Here is a 24,642-nt window from a genome sequence, read left to right on the forward strand (position 1 = left end):
CAATGGTTGACAGGTCTCAATTCAAAGACGCGAAAATTCTGGTGGTAGGCGATGTAATGTTGGACCGCTACTGGTTTGGCGACGTAGAGCGTATTTCCCCCGAGGCACCAGTGCCTGTTGTGCTGGTGGGCACCAAAGATGAACGTTTGGGCGGTGCAGCCAATGTGGCCATTAACGCCAGTTCCCTGGGCGCGCAACTTTGCATGATGGGCGTGGTGGGCAATGATGAGCCAGGTCACACTGTGGAGGCCATGCTGAACAAAAGCGGTGTGCGTTCACGTTTGCTGAAAGACCCCAACTTCCCCACCACTGTTAAGCTTCGTGTAATAGCCCGACAGCAACAATTGGTACGGATCGATTTCGAAGAGCGTCCTTCGCCCGAACAACTGACCACCAAGCTGGAGTTGTTTGAGCAAGAATATGTCAATTACGATGTGGTGTTGTTTTCTGATTATGGCAAAGGCAGCCTGGAACATGTGGCAGAAATGATCGCCTTGTGCAGGAAGGCTGGCAAAACCACATTGGTTGACCCCAAGGGCGATGACTATGCGAAGTACGCCGGTGCATCGGTGTTGACACCGAATCGATCCGAGTTCAAGCAAGTCATGGGCAGTTGGAAAACAGAAGCTCAGTTGAATGAAAAAGCCCAAACCCTGCGGGAACGTCTGGATTTGGGGGCGTTGCTACTGACCCGTTCTGAAGAAGGGATGACCCTGTTCACCGCAAATGGCAGTTTTCATGTGTCGGCCCAAGCGCGCGAAGTATTCGATGTCTCTGGTGCGGGTGACACTGTGATCGCTACTTTGGCCTGTGCAATTGGCTCCGGAATGAGTTTGCCAGACAGCGTTGCGTTGGCGAACAGGGCCGGCGGCGTCGTGGTAGGCAAGTTGGGTACGGCCGTAATTTTGCCGGAAGAGCTCGACTGAACAATTGAAATTTAAGGACTCAGCATGAAAGTGATTGTGACAGGTGCAGCTGGTTTGATTGGCAGCAATTTGGTGAAAGCGCTGAATGAACGGGGAATTACCGATGTGTTGGCCGTTGACAACCTGACCAAGGGCGACAAGTTCTTGAACCTGGTGGACTGTGAGATTTCTGATTACCTGGACAAAGCCGATTTTTTGGCTCGAGTAGAACGTGGCGAATTTGGCCGCTTCGATGCCATTTTCCATGAAGGCGCTTGTTCCGACACCATGGAACACAACGGCAACTACATGATGGCCAACAATTTCCGCTATACACAAACCCTTTTTGAGTGGGCGCAGCGCACGGGTACGCCGTTTTTGTATGCGTCTTCGGCCGCTGTGTATGGTGGCAGCACGGAATTCATTGAAAATCGCGATGTGGAAAAGCCGCTGAATGTGTACGGGTATTCCAAGTTCTTGTTCGATCAGGTACTGCGGCGTCACATGAAAGCCGGTTTGGATGCTCCAGTGTTTGGATTTCGCTATTTCAACGTGTATGGCGACCGCGAGCAGCACAAGGGCAGAATGGCGTCAGTGGCCTTCCACAATTTCAACCAGTTTCGCGAAGGCGGCTCGGTGAAGCTGTTTGGGCCTTATGGTGGCTATGAAGCAGGTTGTCAGCAGCGCGATTTCGTGTCGATCGAAGACGTGGTTAAAGTAAATATGTTCTTTTTTGAGCAGGCTACTTCGGCGCCCTCTGGCGTTTATAACTTGGGTACGGGGCGGGCGCAAACGTTTAATGATGTCGCCTTGACCACCTTGAACACTTTGCGTGAAAGCCAGGGCAGCGCGCCGCTCAGCCTGCAAGATGCAGTGCAAGGCGGCTTTATTGAGTACATCGAGTTCCCGGATGCGTTGAAAGGCAAGTACCAAAGTTACACGCAGGCTGATTTGAACAATCTGCGAGCAGCGGGGTACAAAGAAAGTTTTTTCAGCGTAGAAGAAGGTGTCGCGAGGTATGTCGGCCGTTTGATCAAAAAATATCAAAAATAATGAAACTAATTGATGGGAGTTGTCACTTATTAATGTTGGTTGATTCGGCTACTTGAACCGAGTCGCCCTGAATGGTGGGGTTCCCCCACGTTTTAAGGGTAGGCCAACTGCTTGTGGACTCGCATACTCACCTCTAGGGGCGAGCTTTGCGACCAAGCAAGTGTCTCTGTCTCCTCAAGCCCTGTTAAGCCCGCTTCTATAAGCGGGCTTTTTTTTGGCAATTGATTTTTAACTCACCATGCCCGAAAAATACCACTGGAACACCATGGCCAGCGTGGCCATGAGGCCGGTCATGGCGAAAGCCAGTGAAAGGGCCACGGACACCACCACTGCGCCCGTGGTTTGTTTTGTGTCCGCAGGATATTCTGGATTCAGCATGGCATTGAATTGCTCGTCTTTCATCAAACCAAATCGCATGGTGTCCACCCACCCTGCGAACGCAGAGACTGGAAAAGTCAGCATGTAAAACCAGAAGCGCTTTTTGCCAGCATAGATCCAGTGGCCACCAATGGCGCCAGTGATCAGCGCCAGCCAGCAGAAAAAAAGCTTGGATTTGAAGGGTTCTTGCGGTGATGCATTCATTTTTTAAAACACTGCTTGTTAGATTGGGTTACGCTGGCTATAATAGCGGGTTATCGGATTTCGTGTGTCGAAATCCCAATGATTCATTCGTTTGCAGTAGTGAAATCAAGCTGCAGCACTAATTTGAAAGAGGAAATTATGGTCGTCATTCGACTCGCACGTGGTGGTTCTAAAAAGCGCCCATTTTATAGCCTGGTGGCTGCTGATTCACGCAACCGTCGCGATGGCCGTTTCATCGAGCGCATTGGTTTTTACAACCCTGTTGCGCCTGCTGGCTCCGAAGGTCTGCGTATCTCCATGGATCGTTTGACCTACTGGAAAAGCGTTGGCGCACAGTGTTCTTCTACTGTTGACCGCCTGGTTGGTGAATACAACGCCAAGCAAGCTGCTTAATTTAAAGATTTATTAGAGTTTTCGCATAGATTGTTGTCGGCGCTTGGTTATCATTGGCGGTAATCGATCACAAATAGCAATCAAGGCCAAAAACTGCTTGTAATCACAAAGTCCGTGAATGTTTACGTTCGCGGACTTTTGTTTTTGCCCCAATGCACAATGCGGAACACTGATTCTGGAAACCGAGCATGAACATACCTGACGATTTGGTTGAGCTGGGTCGAATTGGCGAGCCTTATGGTTTGAAGGGCTGGGTCAATGTACTTCCCTCGTCTGAAGAACCAGATGTGCTGCTGAAAAGCAAGCAGTGGTGGGTGTCGCGTTTGCCAGCCAGTGATGGGGCAGCCGTGCGCCGTGCGGCTCAACCCAAATTTGAAGATTTGGTGTTCGAGTCATTTCGCGTGTTGCAAAGTAAACCCCACTCAAGCCGAATTGTTGCGCACCTTGAAGGCATTGAGCAGCCTGAACTCGCGGCCCAGTTCAAGGGTCGAAGGGTGTATGTGTCACGGGCCCGCTTTCCAGCGCCTGCCGAAGGTGAATATTACTGGATTGACCTGGTGGGTTGCGAAGTGGTGAATGTTCAAAGCCAGGCCTTGGGCTCTGTGATTCAAGTGGTTGACCATGGCGCGCATCCTATTTTGGTGGTAAAAGGCGCTGCAGATCAGGAAATATTGATTCCTTTTGTAGCCGCTTATGTATTGAATGTCGACACGCAAGCCAAACAAATTCAGGCTGATTGGCAGGATGATTATTAATGACGGGCCCGCGCTTTGATGTGATTACGCTGTTTCCTGACCAATTTCCGAATTTGGTTGAACTGGGCGTGGTCGGCAGGGCGCTGAAAAAACAGTTGTTTGAACTGAATTGCTGGAATCCACGCGATTTCACCGATGACCCACACCGAACAGTGGATGATCGTCCTTATGGCGGCGGGCCCGGCATGGTCATGATGGCGGAGCCCTTGGTGCGCTGCGTAAGCGCTATTCGCCAAGCGCGTGGCGATACGGCACCCGTGGTGTTTTTAACTCCCCACGGCCCTTTGTTAAAACAAGCCGATATTCGTGGCCTGAGTAATCTGGGGAAGGGCGCAATTTTGTTGTGTGGTCGCTACGAGGGCGTGGATCAACGCTTTATCGACGACCATGTAGACATCACGTTTTGTCTGGGCGATTTTGTGTTGTCGGGCGGCGAATTGGCAGTAGCCTGTTTTGTAGATGCTTGGGTACGCTTGCTTCCAGATGTGCTGAACCACGCTTTGTCGGCCACGCAAGATTCATTCGAGGCGGGCTTGCTGGATTGTCCGCACTACACCCGCCCGGAAGTATTTGAAAATAAGGCAGTTCCAGACGTGCTTTTGTCCGGAAATCATGCCAAAATAGAGAGTTGGCGTTTTGAGCAAGCAAAAGCTTACACAAATCGCTTTCGGCCAGAATTGCTGGAGGATATACACGTACAAGCAGGTACAACCGCTTCCAGTAAAAAAGCCTAGGTAGTGCTGACATATTGACTAAAGTTGCCGAAGGGTTAAAACCGCCTAGGGGCCAAAGTCAGTCAATCAGCACATTTTAATTTTTCATCCTCTGGCGGCGTGTACTCAAAAAATTTGGGTCAATAAAATGCCGTGAATGATGACTTGGAGATATCAATGAATTTGATTCAACAACTCGAGCAAGAAGAAATTGCTCGTTTGGGTAAAGAAATCCCTGACTTCGCCCCTGGCGACACCGTGATTGTTAGCGTTCGAGTGATCGAAGGCACACGTTCACGTTTGCAGGCCTACGAAGGTGTAGTAATTGCACGCCGCAACCGCAGCCTGAATTCCTCCTTCATCGTTCGCAAGATTTCATCTGGCGAAGGTGTTGAGCGTACATTCCAGTTGTACTCTCCTTCCATCGAAAAGATTGAAGTGAAGCGTCGCGGTGATGTTCGCCGTGCCAAGCTGTACTACCTGCGCGATCGTTCAGGCAAGTCTGCACGTATCAAAGAAAAGTTGCCACAGCGTGTGAACAAGAAAGCAGCCGTATAAGTTTTATTTTTGCGGCGCCTAGTTCACAAGCCTGGGCTGAAATGCCTGGTAGCTTGAAAAAGCCAGTTCCTTGTGAACTGGCTTTTTTTATTGCAGAGCGTTTTTTAGCTAAGCCACCAGGGTGTTTCTTCGATCCAGCGTTGAATGTGCCGACGGGTGTTTTCAGCGTCCATTGGCATTTGTTGCGCCAGCGTTCTCGCCAGTTCCAGCAGGTCTTTGTCTATCATGGGATCGGCATAGCGCATCATCGGCAACCCTGACTGTCGCTTACCCAGCAGTTCACCGGGCCCACGAATTTCAAGGTCTTTTTCAGCCAGGTAAAAGCCGTCGTCACTTTCATGCATGGCCTTCAAGCGCATTTTAGATGTGTTCGACAAGGGGCCGCCAAACAGCAACACACACACACTTTGCACACTGCCGCGTCCAACACGGCCACGCAGCTGATGCAGTTGGGCCAGCCCAAATCGTTCTGCCTGGTCGATGACCATGAGGCTGGCATTGCCAACGTCTACACCTACTTCAATCACTGTGGTTGAAACCAGCAAATCAAGTTCACCGGCAGCAAAAGCAGACATGGTGGCCTGTTTCAGTTTGTTGTCTTGTTTGCCATGCAGCAAACCGATGCGCCGCGTTGGCAGCTGTTCACACAGGTCGGTGTAGGTGGCCTGTGCTGCTTGCAAGTCGAGAGTTTCGCTTTCTTCGATCAAAGGGCAAACCCAGTAGGCTTGTTGGCCTTTCTCAATTTCGCCCTCAATGGCTGCAATCAGTTGTTCCCGTTTTTTCTGCGACAGCAGTTTGGTAATAATGGGTTTTCGACCCGGCGGTTTTTCATCCAGATTCGAAACAGCCAGGTCAGACAAATAAGTTTGTGCCAAGGTGCGGGGAATCGGTGTGGCGCTCATCATAAGCTGGTGGGCCAAGTGTCCCTTGCTGGCTTTGCCAATCAGCGAAAGCCGCTGGGCCACGCCAAACCTGTGTTGTTCATCGACCACGACCAGTGCCAGTGCTTTGAATTCCACATGGTCTTGAACCAGTGCGTGCGTGCCAATGACCACATCCACCTCGCCGGTGGCCAAGGCTTTCAAAACCTGGTCCTTCTCACTTTTTTTCATGGCACCTTGCAGCTTGGCACAGCGAACACCCACCGCTTCAAACAAAGGGGTGAGCTTGTGGTGGTGTTGTGCAGCCAGCACTTCGGTGGGTGCCAATATGGCGGCCTGTTTGCCGTTCTCTATAGCACGCAGGCAAGCCAGTGCCGCCACCAGGGTTTTGCCGCTGCCCACGTCGCCTTGCAGCAGGCGTTGCATGGGGTAGGGCTGGGCCAAATCATTAAAAATTTCCCGACTCGAACGTTCTTGGGCGCCGGTTAGCTTGAAGGGAAGTTGCGCAATGAATTTCTTGACCAAACCGGCTTTGGCTGGTTTCAAAACACTTGCATTTTCCTGGGTGCGTTGTTGCCGGTATTCACGCATCAGTAATTGCTGCGCCAGCAGTTCATCCACTTTCACACGGGTCCAGGCTGGGTGGGTGCGCAAATTCAGGTCGTACAATTCCTGGGGTTTGGCCTGACCATGCAGGGTTTGCAAGGCCACGGGCCAAGGAGTCAATTTGTACTTCTTGCACAGGGTTGGCGGCAGGGTGTCGACAAAGCAAGCCGGGGGCAGTTTTTTCATCCAGCGGTGCCAGTCGCTTTGTTTTAATTGACCTGTGCTGGGGTACACAGGTTCAAGCACCGCGTCGGCGCGCGCCTGCGCACGATCCATTGTTTCAAGGGGCTCGAGCACTGCACCAGCTGGCGCTATTTTCACGGTGGGGTGCACCATCTCGAAGGTACCAAAGCCTTGGCGAATCTGGCCGCTCAATTGAATTCGTGTGCCTTCACTGAGCTTTTGTTGCAAACCCGGGTAGAAATGTAGCCAGCGCAACAGCAGGCTTGTGTCGCCGTCTTCAACCCAAACACGGAGTTGTTTGCGAGGGTGGTATTGAACTTCAGAGCCAACCACAGTGGCTAACAGGTTGACCTTCTGCCCAACCTGAAGCGCGTCCATCGCCGTGATGGACGCTTTGTCTTCAAATCGAAGTGGCAAGTGCAGCGCCAAACCCATCCAGTGCGGCGCATGCAAAATGGCTCCCACTGCATCGGCAATGGGGGGGGGCAGTGGCAGCAGTTCGTCGAAGCTGGGTGCCGGTTTGTGGACTGCTGCAGTCAAGGATAGGGCGGTGTGCGTGTTTACAGGGTTTAAAGGGCCAAAATTGCTTCAACTTCAAAGCGCGCACCTTTGGGCAGACTGGCCACACCCACCGTAGAGCGGGCCGGGAAGGGCGCAGACACGTACTCCTGCATGATGGCGTTGACCTTTGCGAATTCACTAAGGTCGGTCAAGAACAGGGTGAATTTCACGACATTGGCGAGGCTTCCGCCCGCTTCTTCTGCCACGGCTTTCAAATTGGTGAATGCCTGGCGAGCCTGTTCTTCGGTGCCAGGCCCCACCAGGTCGCCGCTAGCTGGGTTCAAGCCGATCTGACCAGAGGTGAAAACCAGATTGCCCAACTTGATGGCCTGGCTGTAAGGACCGATGGCGGCTGGGGCTTTTGGGGTAGATACAACGGTTGCTTGAGTCATGTTGTGTGTGTAATAGGATTGGGTAAATGGATCTAAATCCGCCTGATTACAATGATAACGCGGGGTAGCGCATTGTGTTGCTCATGGGGACGGTATACCATGTTCGACTTGTTTGTTGCACTGCAATGTACGCATGAATCAAACCCCTAGATCAGCCAAAGTTCAACCCTCTTCTTCCCTGAGCACGGAAGAACGCGACGATATTTTTTCGGAAAAGTATGCGTGGGTGGCTGTGGGTGCATGCGGTTTGGCCTCGGTCGCTTTCGGGCCTGAGGAATCTTTCAAGGCTTTGGGCGATTCACGTCACTTACTTCTATTTCTTGGACTGCTGACAGCTTTATCAATTCTGCTGGTGTCGCTGACTTACTTTCGCGTTACTGAATTGTTTCCAAAGGGTGGCGGTGGCTATGCCATGGCGACCAATTTGCTGGGCCCGCGGGTGGGGTTAATTGCCGGCGCGGCTTTGTTAGTGGACTACGTGCTAATGGTGGCACTGGGTATTAGCGCTTCAACACACCTGATGTTCAGCTTTCTCCCGCCTTATTTTTATGATTATCGAGTTTGGGTGTCCATGGCCTTGATGGTTGGTTTGATGGCATTTCACATTCAGGGCCGTCACTTGAACCTGAAGCCTTTCAAATACCTGTTTGTTGCCTTTCTGGTTACGCACCTGATGTTTATTCTGGTCGGTTTCTCCGACCATTTTCAAGATATCGGTGGTGTAGTCAAGCGCAGCGTTGAAACCACTCAATCTGATTTGAACACTTTGGGCTGGCTGCCTGTGCTGGCAATTTTTGCGCGGGGCTTTTTTCTAGGCGGAGGCACCTACACGGGGATTGAAGCTGCATCCGACACAGTTCAGCTAAGCCGTTACCGCCAAAGCAAGGAAAACCGCCGCAAAATGCTGGCGTACGTCGCTTGTGCGCTGGCCTTCGCAGCTGCAAGTTTGGCGGTTTTGTATTCGCTGTGGGATGTGAATGTGGAACCCACTATGGCATTGAATGGTGTGCTATTTGAGCGGGTATTCAGCGACATTGGTTGGGACTGGCCTTACGTAATATTAGGTTTGCTGGTGATGTTGGGGCTGGAAACAGCGGTGTTGCTGCTTGCTGCCCACGTGGCATTTGCGGTGGGCCCGCGTGTGCTGTCAACCATGGCGATTGATTCCTGGCTGCCTCACCAGTTCCGGTATCTGTCGAATCGGTTTGTGACCAAAAACGGGATCATGTTGATGGGTGGCCTGGCGTTGTTGGCAATCTATTTGGCCGATGCCAGTGTGGATTTGTTGGTGGTCCTGTTTTCGATCAATGTGTTTATTGTTTTCAGTTTGTCGATGCTCGGCCTGTGTGTGTACTGGCTAAAAAACCGTCATGAAAAGCGGTTTGTGAAAGGCTTTCTGTCGGCTGCTTTGGGGTTTGCCGTGTCGGCGTCTATTTTGTTGGGCACCATCATCACCCAGTTTTTCCAGGGTGGCTGGATCACCATGTTGATTACCACGCTGGTGGTGTTGGCCTGCTTGTGGATTCGCAATCATTACCGTGAAACAAAAGAAAAAATCGCGAAAATTGACGAAGTGTTTGCCATGGCGCAGTACGGTTCGGCAGCTTCGCCCCCCGAGTTAATCGACAACGGCAATACCGCCGTATTCATCGTCGGTAACAGCCGGGGTGGTGGCTTGCATGCGTTGCTGTGGGTTCAGCGTATGTTTCCCAATCACTTTCAGAATTTTGTGTTCATGAACGCCCGCACTGTTGATTCAAAAGCTTATGGTGGTCGGGAGGCCCTAGAGGCCATGCGGGTAGATGCCTCGGTTTCGCTGAATTACTTTGTGAATTTTTGCCGAAGCCATGGCTTGCGCGCCAAAAGTTATTTGTCTTTCGGTACAGATGCGGTGGAAGAGCTGACAACCTTGGCCAAAGAAGTGGCAGAAAACCATCCAAACGCGATTTTCTTCACCAGCAAGTTGGTGTTTGAAGATGAAAATATTTTGACTCGTTTGTTGCACAACCAGGCTGCGCTTGAATTGCAGCGCCGTTTGCACAACGCTGGCCAGCAAATGGTTATTTTGCCCATGCGGCTTTGAGCCCTTTGCCTAAAAGATGTGTTGCTTGACAGGCGGGGCTTTGTAATAATAATTAAACCTGCAATCTTGATAGCAAAATTAAATGACTCTCACTGAATTAAAGTACATCGTCGCCCTGGCTCGAGAAAAACATTTTGGCCGCGCTGCAGATGCTTGCTTTGTCAGCCAGCCAACTCTTTCCGTTGCCATTAAAAAGCTTGAAGAAGAACTGAGTGTGTCTTTGTTTGAGCGGGGCTCGAATGAAGTTTCACTGACTGCGGTGGGTGAGCGCATCGTAGTTCAGGCCCAAAGAGTGCTGGAAGAGGCGTCTGCCATCAAGTCCATCGCACAGCAAGGCATGAACCCGCTGAACGGACCACTGCGCGTCGGGGTGATTTACACCATTGGGCCATATTTGTTGCCAGGGCTGGTTTCGAGCATGATTGAACGGGTCCCCTCCATGCCTTTGGTGCTCCAGGAAAACTTTACGGTGCGCTTGCTGGAGTTGTTAAGACAGGGCGAGATTGACGTGGCCGTATTGGCGCTTCCTATCAACGAATCGGGATTTGTTATTCAACCTTTGTACGATGAACCGTTTATGGTGGCGCTGCCAAAATCGCACCGATGGGCCAATGAAAAATCCATTCGTTCAGACGATCTGCGCAGTGAAAACATGTTGTTGCTGGGCACTGGCCATTGCTTCCGTGACCAGGTACTGGGTGTTTGCCCAGAACTTTCGCGTTTCTCGCAATCTTCAGAGGGCATTCAACGCACCTTTGAAGGTAGTTCGCTGGAGACCATTCGCCACATGGTGGCTTCGGGTGTGGGCATTACTGTGTTGCCTTCCAGTTCAGTACCCAACCCCGTGCCCAAGGAATCGTTGCTGACTTACATTCCATTGGCCGATGATGACACCCGCCGTACTGTGGCCTTGGTGTGGCGCAAAAGCTTTGGACGCCGTGAGGCACTGGATGCGCTGCGCGACGCCATCATGGAATGCACCTTGAACGGCGTTGAGTTTCTGGATTCACCACAAATGGTTCGCTAAGGCATGGCCGTATTGAACGCAGCGCGCCTGCGGGATTATTACCTGCTGCTGCGCCTGGACAAACCCATCGGTATTTTATTGCTGATGTGGCCCACCCTGTGGGGCCTGTGGATGGCGGCTGAAGGCGCGCCACCGGTGCAAGTGTTGCTGATTTTTGTGGCGGGTGTGGTGTTGATGCGTTCTGCCGGTTGCGCGATTAATGATTATGCAGACCGCGACATCGACTTGCATGTGGAACGCACGCGCAATCGCCCATTAACCAGCGGGCGGATCAAATCAAAAGAAGCTTTACTGCTTGCTGCAGGCCTGGCCATTCTGGCCTTGCTGATTACTTTGCCCTTGGGCTGGCCTGTTATATTAATGAGCATTCCAGCCGTTTTTCTAGCAGGCAGTTATCCCTTCACCAAGCGTTTTTTTCCGATGCCGCAAGCCTACTTGGGCATTGCATTCGGCTTTTCGATCCCAATGGCGTTTGTGGCAGTGCAGGGCAGTGTACCGATGGAGGGTTGGCTGATTTTTGTAGCCAACGTATTCTGGACCATTGCTTACGATACAGAATATGCGCTGGTCGACAAGCCCGACGATTTAAAGCTGAACATTAAAACAGCGGCCATTACGCTGGGGCGGTTCGACATTGCAGGCATCATGGTTTGTTATGCAGCCAGCCTGTTGTTGTGGGCTGTGGTTGCCAATTCTTTAAGTTATGGCCTTGGCTTTTGGGCTGGCTGGGTGGTGGCCTGCGGCATTGCGTTGTATCACTTCATCCTGATTCGCAATCGAGACCGTGCACGCTGCTTCAAAGCGTTTTTGCACAACAACTGGCTGGGTGGCGCACTATTTGCAGGCCTGGTGCTGCAATATCTTTAAGTTTTAATTGCCCGCATTTTTTTGCAATTCCACCGCCCGGTCGCAAGCGGCTTGGGCGGCAATTCCAATGGCCTCTGAAACGCCAAGTGCGCGCAGTTGTTCCAGCCCCGCAAACGTGGTGCCGCCCTTGCTGGTTACCTTTTCGCGCAGCGTTGAGAAGGAATCATCTGATTGTTTGGCCAGGGTGGCTGCACCCAAAAAGGTCTGATTCACGAGCAAATTGGCTTGTGCTTCATTGAAGCCCAGGTTTTGTGCCGCTTTGGCCAGTGCTTCCATCATAAAAAACACATAACCTGGACCACTGCCTGATATGGCGGTAACTGCATTAATTTCTTCTTCAGTGTTGAGTACCAACACCTCGCCACAACTGCTGAAAATTTGATGGGCTGTGGCGTGGTCGGCTTCGGTGCAATTGGCAGTGAAGAACAAACCGGAAATGCCTTGAGAAACCAGTGCGGGTGTGTTGGGCATGCAGCGCACCACACGCGCTGTGGGTTGTGTGCTCCAGTTCTGGATTTGTGCAACGCTGACACCCGCCGCAATACTGATCAGCAACACATTGTTCAGATTTTTGCTTTGGCTGTTCAACACCGCTTGCATCATTTGTGGTTTTACCGCCAGCACCACTACTTCAGGTTTGAAATTGGCTGGCCAATCGACAGTGCAGCTTACTTTCAATTCAGCCATTTTTGCAGTCGCCTCTGGGCTGGGGTCGATGACATGAAAAGCTTGGGCTGGTACGCCATTGCGAATCAAGCCACCAAGAATGGCATAAGCCATATTTCCGCCGCCAATGAATAAAGTTTTTTGCATAGTGGTTCCGAGTATTTATTTGGGATAGCTGCGCGCACCGAACAGGGCTGAGCCTACCCGCACGCAAGTGGAGCCGCATTCAATGGCCAATTCAAGGTCGGCCGACATGCCCATTGAAAGCGTGTCTAGCTTTAATCCTTGATTGTTCAATTCATCAAAAATCGTTTTGCATTGTAGAAACTCAGCCTTGAGTTGGTCGGTGTTCTCGGTGTTGCTGGGTATGGTCATTAGGCCCCGAAGTTTCAGGTTTGGCAGGGCGCTGATGGTTTTGCACAGCTCGACTGCATCAGCGGGTTCAACCCCCGATTTGCTGTCTTCACCCGAGGTATTGATTTGCACCAACACGTTTAAAGCAGGCAGGTTCGAAGGGCGTTGATCAGACAAACGTTGCGCAATTTTTAATCGATCAACACTGTGCACCCAAGGAAAATTTTCAGCGATTGGTTTGGTTTTATTGCTTTGAATGGGGCCAATGAAGTGCCATTCAATGGCGGGCGTATTCTGCTGGGCATTGGGGTGATCAGCCAGCTGGGTGATTTTGTCCAAGGCTTCTTGCAGGTAATTTTCACCAAAGGTGGTTTGCCCACAGGCATGGAATTCAAGCACATCGCTGAGCGGAAAGGTTTTGCTGACCGCCAGTAGCTGTACCGCGTCTGTGGCCCTGCCTGCTTTGGCGCAGGCCATGGCAATTCGCTTTTGAATGTCAGCCAGTTGGTCGGCTCGGCTCATGGTGAATCAACTTAATACTCAAAGGGAGATTATAGCCACATGACACTGACCGAATTGTTGACTTGGGCCGTGGAAGAACATGCATCGGACCTTCATTTGTCAGCTGACATGCCGCCTATGATTCGGGTGGATGGTGAGGTGCGCCGATTAAGTGACGCCGTATTGAGCCACCGTGAAATTTATCGACTTATTCAAGGCTCGATGAGCGAAGCGCAATGGCAAGGCTGGGAGCAGTCGCATGAATGCGATTACAGCTTTGCCGTAGAGGGTTTGTCACGGTTCCGTGTAAACGCGTTCATGCAAAGCCGGGGCGCATCGGCTGCGTTTCGTGTGGTACCCAGCCGTGTAAAAACGCTTGAGGATTTGGAAGCTCCCACTGTATTTCGCCAGATTGCGCGCGAACCCAATGGCCTTGTGTTGGTCACCGGCCCCACGGGTTCAGGCAAAAGCACCACCTTGGCAGCGATGGTCGATGATGTGAATCGAAACCAGAAGGCACACATACTGACTATTGAAGATCCGATTGAGTTCACCCACACGCCGATGAATTGCATTATTAACCAGCGTGAATTGGGTGAGCACACCCATTCATTTGGCGCGGCCCTGCGTTCAGCTTTGCGTGAAGACCCTGACGTCATTTTGGTGGGCGAAATGCGTGACCTGGAAACCATTCAACTGGCTTTGACAGCGGCAGAAACCGGGCACCTGGTGTTTGCAACATTGCACACATCATCGGCCCCAAAAACAATAGATCGAATTATCGATGCGTTTCCTTCCGCCGACAAATCCATGGTGCGCGCCATGTTGTCTGAATCGTTGCGCGCGGTAGTTTGCCAAACTTTGCTGAAGCGCCAGGGCGGTGGCCGGGTTGCTGCGCATGAAATCATGATGGCTACTCCACCCATAAGAAATTTAATTCGGGAGGGTAAAGTGGCGCAAATGTTGTCTTCGATTCAAACCGGCTCCCAGCATGGCATGCAGACCATGGAACAAGCGGTGCAACGCCTGTTGATGAGTGGAAAAATTACTCGGGAAGTGGCGATGAGTGTGCTGTCGGGATCAAACCAGCCCTGAGTGTTTTCGGTTTGAAGGTAAACTTGTTTTTCAATACAAATTTGAAAGGCAGGAACCATGGCAACTGGCGTACACGAATTTTCAAGCAAAACCCTGGATGGCAAACCCCTGAGCCTTGCTGATTTTGAGGGCAAGGTGCTATTGATTGTGAACACCGCAAGCAAGTGTGGCTTTACGCCCCAGTACGAGGGTTTGCAAGAATTGCACGCGGAGCTTGGCCAAAAAGGTTTGGTGATTATCGGGTTTCCGTGCAATCAGTTTGGTGGGCAAGAACCTGGAACTGAAGAAGTAATTGCCAGCTTCTGCCAGAAAAACTACGGTGTTGATTTTTTGATGGCTGAAAAAGTGGATGTGAAGGGCAGCGATGCACACCCTTTGTTCAAGTATCTGACTTCCCAGGCAAGGGGAATTCTTGGTACCGAAGCGATTAAATGGAACTTCACGAAGTTTTTGGTTCGCAAGAATGGTGAGGTATACGACCGTTATGCACCCACCACCAAACCGGCTGATTTGAAAGCTGACATTGCCAAATTATTGGCAGAATAGATCAAGCACCGTTCTGTTCATCATTTTCGGCTGAATTTTCCACTGCGCTATCGAGACTGGCCCGTGGACGATACACGCCTCGGGTCAGTGGAATTTCAAACAGGCGGCATTCAATCGGCCCGTTGAAAAGCGGGCGTTTGCGCTTGGGGCTTAAGCCCAGCGTTTTTTTGATTTCCAGGTCGCCCGAGAACAAAAACGCTGTCCACCCTGCGTAATTCACTTTCAAATGGTCACCATAGGCTTTGAACAGGCGCTCGTAAGCCTCGTCCTCAGGTACATCAGCGCCTTTGGCGCGCACACGTTCGCCATAGGGTGGGTTGCTGAACACAATGCCCGTGGGCGCTGGCGGTTCAACGGTGAGCGCATCGCGTTGTGCGAATTGCACAATGCCTGCATCCAGCAATTCTTCAAAGCCGGCACGCGCCACGTTTTCTTTGGCGATCTCGATCAGCAATTCTGTGATGTCGCTTGCAAACCATTGGAAATAGGGTGTTTTCAGTGCCTTGTCCAAACCCGCATTGAAGCGGCGGTTGGCATCTTCTTGAAGTTCTTTGCCCCAATCCGATGTGAAGGGTTTTAGGTTTTCAAATGCAAAAGGGCGTTCAAGCCCGGGTGCACGGTCGCAAAGTTGTGACAATGATTCGATCACCATGGTGCCGCTGCCGCAGAAGGGGTCTAGAAACACATCTGCATTCTTTCCCGCTTCGCTTTGGCGGGCAATGTGCCACAGGCCAGCAGCCAGATTTTCTTTCAAGGGGGCTACACCCGCTTCTTCACGCCAGCCGCGCTTGAACAGGTTTTCGCCAGCCAGGTCGATGTACACCATGGCCTCGGTGGGATTGATGGCCGCAAAAATTCGCACATCGGGTGCTTCCACACTGACATTTGGGCGTTCATCGAAGCGCTCAAGAAATGCATCGCACACCGCATCTTTCAAGCGAAGTTGGGTGAAACGTACGCTTTGAATGTCAGCACCCAAATTGTTCAAGTCAACACGGAAGGTGTTGGAGAGCTTGAACCAGTTGTGCCAGTCCACTGATTTCGCGAGCTTGTAAAACTCGTCTTCGCTGGTGCATTCGCCACGCGCCAATTCAAGCCCGATGCGGCCCGCAAAGCGGGTCCAATAGGTCATGCGTGTGGCTTGGCGCCAGCTGGCCTCAAAAGTGCAGCCGCCTGTTACAGCGCGGGTTTTTTGCGCACCCATGGTTTCCAGTTCAGCCACAAGAATTTCTTCCAGGCCACGCGGGCAGCTTGCAAAACAGTTATACACACTTTGCTTGGTGGAGTTGTTTTGCTGACCGGCGTTATTCGGCTTGGAATGATTTGGGCTTGAATAGGACATGAATTACTTTTAAAAATTAGAAAGGTTTAACAACCACCAAAATGATGGCAATGGTCATGAGTACCACTGGCACTTCATTGAACCAACGGAACCAGGTGTGACTGCGGGTGTTTTGACCCGCTTCAAACTTGCGCAGAATGCGACCACAGCTGTAGTGGTAGCCAGCGATTGCGAACACCACGAAAATTTTTGCATGAAGCCAGCCGCTTTGGCCACCCACACCAATTTGATACACGCCCACCAATGCGAAGCCAAGAATAAGCGCCGGAATCGCCAGAAGGGTCATGAACTTGTACAGCTTTTTAGACATTTGCAACAGGCGCGCGGTAGCGGCTGGCTCGGTTTCCATGGCCATGTTCACAAAAATACGCGGCAAGTAAAACAGGCCTGCAAACCAAGCGGCCACGAACAAAATGTGAAAGGCTTTCACCCAAAGATAACCACCCATGTACTGCTCCAGTTAGTTGGTTTTGAAATATTTAGTTGCGAATTTCACCGTGACCAAACACCACGTACTTCTGGCTGGTCAGGCCTTCAAGGCCCACTGGGCCACGGGCATGAATTTTGTCGGTTGAAATACCGATTTCAGCGCCCAGACCATACTCAAATCCATCTGCGAATCGTGTCGACGCATTCACCATGACCGACGCGGAATCAACCTCGCGAATAAAGCGCATGGCGTGGCTGTGGTTTTCAGTCACGATGCTGTCAGTGTGGTGCGAACCATAGCGGTTAATGTGCGCAATCGCTTCATCCAGGCTATCAACCACCTTGATCGATAGAATCGGCGCCAAATACTCAGTGTTCCAGTCTTCCTCTGTGGCCAGCTTCACGCTTGGGAGCAGGGCCATGGTGCGTTTGCAACCGCGCAACTCAACGCCTTTTGCAGCGTAGCGCTGTGCGAGTTCAGCCAGGGCAGGTTTGGCCACATGGGTGTGAACAAGCAACGTTTCCATGGTGTTGCAGGTGCCGTAGCGGTGCGTTTTCGCATTCTCGGCAATGTTGGCGGCATGCACCATATTGGCCGATTCATCAATGTACACATGACAAATGCCATCCAGGTGCTTGATTACAGGCACTTTGGCATCGCGTGAAATACGTTCGATCAAACCCTTGCCACCACGGGGCACGATTACATCGACATATTCGGTCATGGTGATCAGTGTGCCCACCGCAGCACGGTCAGTGGTGTCGATTACCTGCACTGCATCGGCTGGCAAGCCAGCGGCTTCAAGGCCTTGGGCAACAATTGCGGCCAAGGCTTGGTTGCAGCGAAATGCTTCAGACCCACCCCGTAGAATGGTGCTGTTGCCTGACTTGATGCACAGGCCAGCGGCATCCACGGTCACGTTCGGGCGGCTTTCATAAATAATGCCGATGACGCCCAATGGCACGCGCATTTTGCCCACTTGAATGCCGGAAGGACGATTTTTGAAATCAGTCATTTCGCCGATTGGGTCAGGTAGCTGGGCTATTTGTTCCAGGCCTTCGGCCATGGTTTCAATGGCCTTGTCGCTCAGTGCCAAACGATCAAGCAGCGCAGCATCCAAGCCATTGGCCTTGGCTTGTGCCATGTCTTCCTGATTGGCTTTGGTCAGTGCGGTTTTGTTGGCACGAATGAGTTTCGCTGTTTCCAACAGCGCGGTGTTTTTGGCGAGTGTATTGGCTTTGGCCATGTACACCGCCGCAGCTCGGGCTTTTTTGCCGATGGCCAGAATTTGTTCTTCAATACTCATGGTGCTTACTCTTTCAGGTGTTCCAAAGTTCAGGTGGCTCGATGCCGGCCACGCCCAAACCAATAATTTCAAACAGGGTCCAGGGGTCGCCTTGCTTCATGCCCTTGATTGTTTTTTCAGCGGCGTAACACCACGCAGTCAGCTTTTGTAAACTTCCGGGGGTGTGGCGTTTAAGGGCTGCGGCAATGTGATTCTGGCGCTGTCCCCAAATTCTATTTTGTCGGCAGGCATCCGACAAAGACATTCCACGCCGCATAGCCTGCTGTGTGTCGCGAATGGCACGAATTTCCTCCTGCAAGGCCCATAGCACCAAGGTAGGGGCTTCGCCTTCTGCTTCAAGGCCTTCTATCATGCGGGTAATACGTTTTGTATCACCAGCCAATAAGCTGCCACCCAGGTCGAACACATTGAAGCGTGCCGAGTTGGCCACCATTCCCTGAACCTGTTCTGCTTTCACGGCACCCTGATGTTCCAGGGACAGTTTTTCAATGGTTTGGTGCGCCACCAGTAAATTGCCCTCGGTTTTCTCGGCCAGCCAGGCGCAGGTTTCGCGGTCCAGTTGCACGCCTTTGCGTTTGGCGGCCTGTGCAATCCAGCCTGGCAGGGTGTCTGCGCCCACGGGGCGACAGGCGATTTCAGTGCCCTTGGCCAACAGGTCGGCAAAGCCCGTGCTTTTTTCCTGGGTTTTGTTCAGCTTTGGCGCATTCACCAGCAAGTGGTGCCCAGTGTCGCCAGCGGTAATCCATTGGGCGGCTTTGCTCAAAGCTTCAGCCGCTTCTTTGCTGAGTTTTGGCTGGTTAATCCGCAAATCAACCAGCGACACATCGCCAAACAAAGATGCTTCTGCAAACAGAGACAGGAATTCCTGTGGGTCAAATTGTCGGTCAACTTCCACAATTTGGCGCTGGTAATCAGTTTGCTTTTTCAAGCGCTGGCGGTACAGGTCGGTGGCTTGGGTTGCGAACAGAGGTTCATCAGTAAACACGCAAAGTAATTGGGGCAAGGCAGTGCTGGCCCCATCATTTAACCAGGTGTCTAGCGCAATCTGTTTCACTTCTGGCCCAGTTTCAGCGCGCTCAATCGCCCTGTAATTTGGCGTGCAATGTCGCGTTGCATTTCAGTGTAAAGCTGGTTTTCTTCTGCTTCCTTACCCAGAATTTGGTCGTCGGCGTAGGTCAGTTCACGGCGTTGGCTAAGCTGGCTGGTGGCAATCAGGAAGTCTCCGTTTTTGTCGACCACGCTATAAATAAGTTCATAGGTAATCCGAACCTCGCGCGCACGGCCTGTGGCACTGAAAGTCACAATACTGCGGTCGCGCAACTCGCTGATCAGGTTTAGTTTCAATGGCGCGCCTTCGGGCGGATTCACCTTCAAGTCAAGAATTTGGAGCTGCAAGTCCATGTTGCGACTCATTTCTGAATTGTCCATGCCACGTAACTCAATTTTCTCGAAATCAAAGTCGTATTGGCCGCGCATTTGGAAGCCGCAGGCCGCCAATGCAAATGCAGTGGTCAGCAATGCAATGACTTGGATGAATCGTTTCATAAGGACTCGCTTGGTGATGAATTCAGTCTTAAACAACAATGTTGACGAGTTTGCCAGGTACCACAATTACTTTATTCGCGGGCTTGCCTTCCATGAACTTCTGAGCCGCTTCGCTGTTGAGTGCGGTGACCTCAATGCTAGATTTGTCTGCATCCGCGGGGACTTCAATGCTGCCACGCAGCTTGCCGTTTACTTGCACCATCAGGGTGAGCTCTGAACGTACCAGCGCTTTTTCATCCACTTCAGGCCATGGGGCGTCCAGCAACTCACCATGCGCTGCGCTGTAACCCAGGTTGCTCCACAGATGAAAGGCAATGTGCGGCACGATTGGGTACAACACGCGCAACAGAATACTCAAACCTTCTGACAGTACCGCATGGTCGGCGGGTGTATTTGCTTCGCTGGCAAATGCATCGAGCGTGTTCAGCATTTTCATGCCTGCAGAGACCACGGTGTTGTATTGGTGGCGATCGTAGTCGAAGTTTGCCTGCTTCAAATTTTCATGCACATCTCGGCGGGTGTTTTGTGCGGTCTTACCGAGTTCATCGGTGTTCAATGCGGGCTGGGCCTTAATTGCTTCCTGTTTGTTCAGCGCCAACTGGTACAAACGCTTCAGGAATCGGTGCGCGCCTTCCACACCTGAATCGCTCCACTCCAGACTTTGCTCGGGTGGTGCTGCGAACATGGTGAAAAGGCGCGCTGTGTCCGCGCCATATTGGTCGATCAGTGATTGTGGATCTATGCCATTGTTTTTCGATTTTGACATTTTTTCCACGCCACCAATAAGCACCGGCGTGCCGCTGCTGCTTAGCTTGGCTGAAACAGGGCGGCCTTTGTCATCGAAATCCACAGCCACATCGGCCGGGTTGATCCAGGTTTTCTTTCCGTTACTTTCTTCTGTGAAATACGTGTCGTTCAACACCATGCCTTGGGTCAGCAACGCAGTGGCTGGTTCACGGAATTTCACCAGCCCGAGGTCGTTCATTACCTTGGTCCAGAAGCGGCTGTACAGCAGGTGCAAAATGGCGTGTTCAATGCCGCCGATGTACTGGTCCATGGGCATCCAGTAATCGCTGCGTTCGTCAGTCATGGTGTTTGCATCGTTGCACACATAACGCGTGAAGTACCAGCTTGAATCGACGAAGGTGTCCATGGTGTCGGTTTCACGTCGCGCCAGGCTGCCGCACTTGGGGCATTTGCATTCGTAGAATGCTGCGCTTTTGGCCAAGGGGTTACCGCTGCCATCGGGCACCAAATCTTCGGGCAAAACAACAGGCAAATCTTGCTCAGGCACGGGCACATCACCGCAGGTGTCGCAGTAAATCATCGGGATTGGCGTGCCCCAGTAACGCTGGCGTGAAATGCCCCAGTCGCGCAGGCGAAATTGAATGCGCTTTTCGCCCAAGCCTTTGGCGGCCAGCAATTCGGCCACTCTATCCACAGCCGCCGTGTAGTTCAAACCATCCAGCGGCCCGCTTGCAATGCACACACCGCGTTCTTTGTCGCCGTACCATTCGGCCCATTCGCCGTTGCTGAAGACTTCGCCTTTTACGTCGATCACTTGCTTTATCGCAATGCCGTACTTCAAGGCGAATGCGAAATCACGTTCGTCGTGTGCGGGCACGCCCATCACTGCGCCATCGCCATAGCTTATCAACACATAGTTGCCAACCCAGACCGGTACACTTTCTCCGGTTAGCGGGTGCGTCACGTTCAAGCCCGTGGGCATGCCCTTCTTTTCCATGGTGGCCATGTCGGCCTCAGCCACTCCACCAGCCTTGCATTCAGCGATAAACGCTTGCAGGTCGGGATTGCCCTCAGCGGCCAGCGTAGCCAGCGGGTGTTCGGCAGCCACCGCGCAGAAAGTAACGCCCATGATCGTGTCTGCACGTGTGGTAAACACATACATTTTGCCGTCTTGAACCAGCTCGCCTTCAGCGTTTTTGATGTCATGCGGGAATGCAAAGCGCACGCCGGTGGATTTGCCAATCCAGTTTTCCTGCATTACTTTCACGCGGTCGGGCCATTGCAGGTCGTTCAAATCATCAAGCAACACATCGGCGTAGTCGGTGATCGCCATGTAGTACATCGGGATGTCGCGCTTCTCGACTACAGCGCCTGAACGCCAGCCTTTGCCGTCGATTACCTGTTCATTGGCCAGCACGGTTTGGTCAATCGGATCCCAGTTCACGGTACCTGTTTTCTTGTACACAATGCCTTTCTCAAGCATTTTCAAAAACAGCCACTGGTTCCATTTGTAGTAATCGGGTTTGCAGGTGGCTACTTCTTTGGACCAGTCAATGGCCAAGCCCATCGAGGCCATCTGCTTCTTCATGTAATCAATGTTGCTGTAGGTCCAGGCAGCTGGTGGTTTCCCGTTGGCCATGGCAGCGTTTTCAGCGGGCATGCCGAAGGCGTCCCAGCCCATGGGCATCAGGGTGTTGTAGCCCTTCATGCGTTTCTGGCGAATCATTACATCGTTGATGGTGTAATTGCGCACATGCCCCATGTGCAGCTTGCCACTGGGGTATGGCAACATTGACACGCAGTAGTACTTGGGTTTCAGCTTGCCACTTGCGTCTTTCGCGAAAGCTTCGGCCTTGTAGGCGTCAGATTCGATCCATTGGCCTTGAACGGCGTTTTCAATGTCTTGGGCAGCGTATTTGTCGAACATGGTGGCGTGAAACTTGGGTTTGAATTTTTGAATGCGGGCGGGGCTGGCCGGGTGGGGCGAGCCAATTGGGCATTATATCGGGCTTTTTCGTTTTTTACGGGCCGGGCAGGTGGGGCAATCACTGTTAAAATCAACAGCAAAACCCAATTCTGATGTGAGAAGCCGTGTCTTTACTTGAAAGCCTGAATCCCGAACAACTGGCAGCCGTCACCTTGCCGCGTGAATCTGCACTTATTCTTGCGGGCGCTGGCAGCGGTAAAACCAAGGTACTCACTGCACGAATTGCGTGGTTGATTCAAACCGGGCAGGTGGGGCCCAATGGCGTATTGGCGGTTACTTTCACCAACAAAGCGTCCAAGGAAATGCTTCACCGCATTTCCACCATGCTGCCGATTAACACCCGCAGCATGTGGGTGGGTACGTTTCACGGGCTTTGTAACCGAATGTTGCGTGCCCACTGGAAAGAAGCCGGTTTGCCGCAGGCCTTTCAAATTCTGGACATGCAAGACCAGTTGTCGGCGATCAAGCGCATGTACAAGGTACTAGGCATTGATGCTGAAAAATTTCCGCCCAAGCAGCTGAGTTACTTCATCGGTTCCGCGAAAGACCAGGGACTGCGCCCCAAAGACGTGGAAGCGCATGATGAATACCATCGGATGATGGTTCGGCTTTATGAGGCTTATGAAGCCCAATGCCAGCGCGAGGGCGTGGTGGACTTCGCCGAATTGTTGCTGCGCTCATTCGAATTGTTAGGGGCCAATCCGGCACTGCGAGAGCATTACCAGGCACGCTTCAAATACATTTTGGTCGATGAGTTTCAAGACACCAACAACTTGCAATACAACTGGCTGAAACGTTTGGCCGGGCCACAGGGCTGTATCTTTGCAGTGGGTGACGACGACCAGTCTATTTATGCGTTTCGCGGCGCGCGCGTGGCCAACATGGTGCAGTTTGAAAATGATTTCGCTGTGCAAAATCGGATCAAGCTTGAGCAAAATTACCGCTCGGTTGGCAATGTGCTGAAAGCTGCCAACGTATTGATTGGGCACAACAAAGCCCGTCTTGGTAAAGAATTGTGGACTGAAGCTGGCGAGGGCGAAGCCATTCGCGTGTACGAGGCCACCAGCGACCAAGACGAAGCAGCCTTCATTATTGACCGCATTAAGAAACTGGTGCTCGAAGAAGGTTTCAGCCGGTCGGATATCGCAATTTTGTATAGATCAAATGCGCAATCCCGAGTGGTGGAACAAGCCTTGTTCAATGCTGGTATGCCTTACCGCGTATATGGCGGTTTGCGCTTTTTTGAACGCGCCGAAATCAAGCATGCCTTGGCCTATTTGCGTTTGATGGACAATGCAGACGACGACAACTCGTTTTCACGCGTGGTGAATTTCCCGGCGCGTGGCATTGGCGCGCGCAGCGTTGAGCAACTGCAAGACCTCGCCACTTCGCAAGTCACATCGCTTTACCGGGCAATTCACCGCCTCGAGGGGCGGGCGCAAGCGGGCTTGAAAAAATTTGCGGATTTAATTGAGCGCATGCGCTTTGAAACCCGCGGTTTAAGCCTTGCTGATTTGGTCGACAAAGTAATCAATGAATCGGGTTTGGTGGCACACTTTCAGGCCGATAAAGATGGTGAAGACCGCGTTGAAAACTTGAAGGAATTGGTGAATGCGGCAGCTTCGTTTGCGATTGCGGAAGGTTATTACCAGGATGCGGCAGCCACCATGGTGGATGAAGAAAAATTGATCACGCCGCTGGCGGATTTCCTTTCCCATGCCTCACTGGAAGCAGGCGACAATGCAGCCGCTGCTGGTCAAGAGGCGATTCAATTGATGACCGCACATGCCGCCAAAGGCCTGGAATTCAAGTGTGTGTTCGTGACCGGGCTTGAGGAGGGATTGTTTCCGCACGAAAACAGCATTGGCAACTCCGTGGAAGGCGGCGATGGCACCAGCGTAGAGGCGGTGGAGGAAGAACGTCGCCTGATGTACGTGGCCATTACGCGCGCCCGTGAACAACTGTTTTTGAGTCATGCACAGCAGCGCATGCTGCATGGTCAAATTCGCTACCATTTGCGGTCACGTTTTCTGGATGAACTGCCCGAAGATGTATTGAAGTGGCTAACACCCAAACGCGCGCACATAGCCAGCCAGGGTTGGGATGCGCTTGATTCGAAAGTGTGGGGGCAAAGTAAAACCCTGAATGTGGGCTACAGCAATAAAACTACCAAGCGGCCTTATGATATTGGCACAGGCGTTTCCCATGCCAAGTTTGGCAATGGTGTGGTGGTGGCCTATGAGGGTGAAGGTGACGACCAAAGAATTCAAATCAACTTTGGTCGCCAGGGTATGAAGTGGTTGATGCTGAGTTTGGCCAAGCTTGAGAAATTTTGAGTTCAGCAGGTTTTGGGGTGGCTGGCCCACAAACCGCCAATAATCCCCGAGACCGCGCCGCAGATTGTAAATCCAACCAACGCTGGCAGAATCAATTCTTTGTAGGTGCTGGTGAATGTGGCGTCTTCGGGGGCCACAGCAAGAAGCTTTTGACCAAGAAACAAAGTAGACGGAGCAATCGTCCCATTGAAAGCCCCAAGCACTGCGCCACGGAGCATGCCCATGGTT

At 52.0% G+C, this 24,642-nt stretch carries 24 protein-coding genes; 12 read left to right on the top strand and 12 right to left on the bottom strand.

The genetic code is table 11. The features are described from left to right. The first annotated feature begins 2 nt into the window (after positions 1–2). Complete coding sequence (gene rfaE1, locus NSP04_RS13870; RefSeq protein ID WP_257512951.1) at positions 3–926, top strand: D-glycero-beta-D-manno-heptose-7-phosphate kinase; 924 nt, start codon at positions 3–5, stop codon at positions 924–926. Positions 927–950: 24 nt separating this feature from the next. Continuing rightward, positions 951–1,958: an ADP-glyceromanno-heptose 6-epimerase gene (gene rfaD, locus NSP04_RS13875; protein WP_257512952.1), complete on the top strand. Its 1,008-nt coding sequence runs from the start codon at positions 951–953 to the stop codon at positions 1,956–1,958. A gap of 228 nt (positions 1,959–2,186) precedes the next feature. On the opposite strand, the gene NSP04_RS13880 is transcribed toward rfaD, so the two are convergent. Beyond that, complete coding sequence (locus NSP04_RS13880; RefSeq protein WP_257512953.1) at positions 2,187–2,540, bottom strand: hypothetical protein; 354 nt, start codon at positions 2,538–2,540, stop codon at positions 2,187–2,189. A gap of 138 nt (positions 2,541–2,678) precedes the next feature. Between NSP04_RS13880 and rpsP the strand changes: the two genes are divergently transcribed. The 4 genes from rpsP to rplS all read left to right on the top strand — a co-directional run bounded on the left by rpsP (position 2,679) and on the right by rplS (position 4,959). Continuing rightward, positions 2,679–2,933 carry a 30S ribosomal protein S16 gene (gene rpsP, locus NSP04_RS13885; RefSeq protein WP_257513151.1) on the top strand — a complete coding sequence of 85 codons (255 nt, stop codon included), beginning with the start codon at positions 2,679–2,681 and terminating at the stop codon, positions 2,931–2,933. A gap of 188 nt (positions 2,934–3,121) precedes the next feature. Beyond that, positions 3,122–3,688, top strand: a complete 567-nt coding sequence (gene rimM / locus NSP04_RS13890; RefSeq protein ID WP_257512954.1) for a ribosome maturation factor RimM — start codon at positions 3,122–3,124, stop codon at positions 3,686–3,688. Beyond that, a complete protein-coding gene (trmD, locus tag NSP04_RS13895) occupies positions 3,688–4,422 on the top strand; it encodes a tRNA (guanosine(37)-N1)-methyltransferase TrmD (protein ID WP_257512955.1) in 735 nt (244 codons plus the stop codon). Before rimM ends, trmD begins: the two co-directional genes overlap by 1 nt. 156 nt (positions 4,423–4,578) lie before the next feature. Continuing rightward, the gene (gene rplS / locus NSP04_RS13900; RefSeq protein ID WP_257512956.1) at positions 4,579–4,959 is read left to right on the top strand and encodes a 50S ribosomal protein L19; all 381 of its coding nucleotides are present in this window, start codon (positions 4,579–4,581) and stop codon (positions 4,957–4,959) included. A gap of 104 nt (positions 4,960–5,063) precedes the next feature. On the opposite strand, the gene recG is transcribed toward rplS, so the two are convergent. Next, positions 5,064–7,169, bottom strand: a complete 2,106-nt coding sequence (gene recG, locus NSP04_RS13905; protein WP_257512957.1) for an ATP-dependent DNA helicase RecG — start codon at positions 7,167–7,169, stop codon at positions 5,064–5,066. A 29-nt stretch (positions 7,170–7,198) separates the two neighbouring features. Further along, positions 7,199–7,582, bottom strand: coding sequence for a RidA family protein (locus tag NSP04_RS13910; RefSeq protein WP_257512958.1), 384 nt, complete (start codon positions 7,580–7,582; stop codon positions 7,199–7,201). A 133-nt stretch (positions 7,583–7,715) separates the two neighbouring features. On the opposite strand from NSP04_RS13910, the gene NSP04_RS13915 reads away from it, so the two are divergent. From NSP04_RS13915 to ubiA, 3 genes are all read left to right on the top strand, one after another. Next, positions 7,716–9,665: an APC family permease gene (locus NSP04_RS13915; RefSeq protein WP_257512959.1), complete on the top strand. Its 1,950-nt coding sequence runs from the start codon at positions 7,716–7,718 to the stop codon at positions 9,663–9,665. 82 nt (positions 9,666–9,747) lie between these two features. Further along, positions 9,748–10,692: a LysR substrate-binding domain-containing protein gene (locus tag NSP04_RS13920; protein ID WP_257512960.1), complete on the top strand. Its 945-nt coding sequence runs from the start codon at positions 9,748–9,750 to the stop codon at positions 10,690–10,692. Between the two features lie 3 nt (positions 10,693–10,695). Continuing rightward, a complete protein-coding gene (gene ubiA / locus NSP04_RS13925; RefSeq protein WP_257512961.1) occupies positions 10,696–11,559 on the top strand; it encodes a 4-hydroxybenzoate octaprenyltransferase in 864 nt (287 codons plus the stop codon). Between the two features lie 3 nt (positions 11,560–11,562). On the opposite strand, the gene proC is transcribed toward ubiA, so the two are convergent. Beyond that, the gene (gene proC / locus NSP04_RS13930) at positions 11,563–12,372 is read right to left on the bottom strand and encodes a pyrroline-5-carboxylate reductase (protein ID WP_257512962.1); all 810 of its coding nucleotides are present in this window, start codon (positions 12,370–12,372) and stop codon (positions 11,563–11,565) included. A 15-nt stretch (positions 12,373–12,387) separates the two neighbouring features. Beyond that, entirely contained in the window at positions 12,388–13,101 is a 714-nt protein-coding gene (locus tag NSP04_RS13935) for a YggS family pyridoxal phosphate-dependent enzyme (RefSeq protein ID WP_257512963.1), read from the bottom strand. 39 nt (positions 13,102–13,140) lie between these two features. Here NSP04_RS13935 and NSP04_RS13940 point away from each other — a divergent pair, with 39 nt between their 5' ends. Together NSP04_RS13940 and NSP04_RS13945 are read left to right on the top strand one after the other, a co-directional pair. Next, positions 13,141–14,175: a type IV pilus twitching motility protein PilT gene (locus NSP04_RS13940; RefSeq protein WP_257512964.1), complete on the top strand. Its 1,035-nt coding sequence runs from the start codon at positions 13,141–13,143 to the stop codon at positions 14,173–14,175. A 57-nt stretch (positions 14,176–14,232) separates the two neighbouring features. After that, complete coding sequence (locus tag NSP04_RS13945) at positions 14,233–14,721, top strand: glutathione peroxidase (RefSeq protein WP_257512965.1); 489 nt, start codon at positions 14,233–14,235, stop codon at positions 14,719–14,721. 1 nt (position 14,722) lies between these two features. Here the strand turns inward: NSP04_RS13945 and NSP04_RS13950 are convergent, their stop codons facing one another. The 6 genes from NSP04_RS13950 to leuS are packed head-to-tail and all read right to left on the bottom strand — an operon-like array spanning position 14,723 to position 22,018. Next, the gene (locus tag NSP04_RS13950; RefSeq protein WP_257512966.1) at positions 14,723–16,063 is read right to left on the bottom strand and encodes a THUMP domain-containing class I SAM-dependent RNA methyltransferase; all 1,341 of its coding nucleotides are present in this window, start codon (positions 16,061–16,063) and stop codon (positions 14,723–14,725) included. Positions 16,064–16,079: 16 nt separating this feature from the next. Then, on the bottom strand, positions 16,080–16,511 hold the full coding sequence (locus tag NSP04_RS13955; RefSeq protein ID WP_257512967.1) for a CopD family protein: 432 nt from the start codon (positions 16,509–16,511) through the stop codon (positions 16,080–16,082). A gap of 31 nt (positions 16,512–16,542) precedes the next feature. Beyond that, positions 16,543–17,799: a glutamate-5-semialdehyde dehydrogenase gene (locus NSP04_RS13960; RefSeq protein WP_257512968.1), complete on the bottom strand. Its 1,257-nt coding sequence runs from the start codon at positions 17,797–17,799 to the stop codon at positions 16,543–16,545. A 13-nt stretch (positions 17,800–17,812) separates the two neighbouring features. Beyond that, a complete protein-coding gene (gene holA, locus NSP04_RS13965) occupies positions 17,813–18,853 on the bottom strand; it encodes a DNA polymerase III subunit delta (protein WP_257512969.1) in 1,041 nt (346 codons plus the stop codon). Further along, positions 18,850–19,344: an LPS-assembly lipoprotein LptE gene (locus NSP04_RS13970; protein WP_257512970.1), complete on the bottom strand. Its 495-nt coding sequence runs from the start codon at positions 19,342–19,344 to the stop codon at positions 18,850–18,852. The genes holA and NSP04_RS13970 overlap by 4 nt, the downstream gene beginning before the upstream one ends. A gap of 28 nt (positions 19,345–19,372) precedes the next feature. Beyond that, entirely contained in the window at positions 19,373–22,018 is a 2,646-nt protein-coding gene (leuS, locus tag NSP04_RS13975; protein ID WP_257512971.1) for a leucine--tRNA ligase, read from the bottom strand. A 164-nt stretch (positions 22,019–22,182) separates the two neighbouring features. Here leuS and NSP04_RS13980 point away from each other — a divergent pair, with 164 nt between their 5' ends. Beyond that, positions 22,183–24,414 carry a UvrD-helicase domain-containing protein gene (locus NSP04_RS13980; protein ID WP_257512972.1) on the top strand — a complete coding sequence of 744 codons (2,232 nt, stop codon included), beginning with the start codon at positions 22,183–22,185 and terminating at the stop codon, positions 24,412–24,414. Between the two features lie 2 nt (positions 24,415–24,416). Here the strand turns inward: NSP04_RS13980 and NSP04_RS13985 are convergent, their stop codons facing one another. After that, entirely contained in the window at positions 24,417–24,638 is a 222-nt protein-coding gene (locus NSP04_RS13985; RefSeq protein WP_257512973.1) for a hypothetical protein, read from the bottom strand. Between the last annotated feature and the right edge of the window lie 4 nt (positions 24,639–24,642).

This window comes from Limnobacter parvus, from assembly GCF_024623725.1.
Classification (GTDB): Bacteria; Pseudomonadota; Gammaproteobacteria; order Burkholderiales; family Burkholderiaceae_B; genus Limnobacter; species Limnobacter parvus.